Annotated in this window: 1 protein-coding gene; it reads left to right on the top strand. The window is 51.8% G+C overall.

Annotation, left to right across the window (positions count from 1 at the left end):
- Positions 1–251, top strand: a 251-nt coding sequence (locus ACM0OY_RS40640; RefSeq protein ID WP_414574337.1) for a leucine-rich repeat domain-containing protein, incomplete at both ends; no start/stop codon positions are given.

Below are 251 nucleotides of genomic sequence, written 5' to 3'. Positions count from 1 at the left end.
AATCAACTGAGCACTCTGCCAGGGGAAATTGTCCAACTCACCAACCTGCAATCCCTCGACCTCAACGGAAATCAACTGAGCACTCTGCCATCGGAAATTGGCCAACTCAGCAATCTGCAATCCCTCCACCTGGGCGACAATCAACTGAGCACTCTGCCAGGGGAAATTGGACAACTCAGCAATCTGCAAACCCTCGACCTGGGCGACAATCAACTGAGCACTCTGCCATCGGAAATTGTCCAACTCACCAA

Origin of the sequence: Nostoc sp. CCY 9925, assembly GCF_963920935.1 — a bacterium.
Classification (GTDB): domain Bacteria; phylum Cyanobacteriota; class Cyanobacteriia; order Cyanobacteriales; family Nostocaceae; genus Nostoc.
Note: the sequence above shows the minus strand (reverse complement) of the source record. Positions and strands in the feature narration are given on the sequence as shown.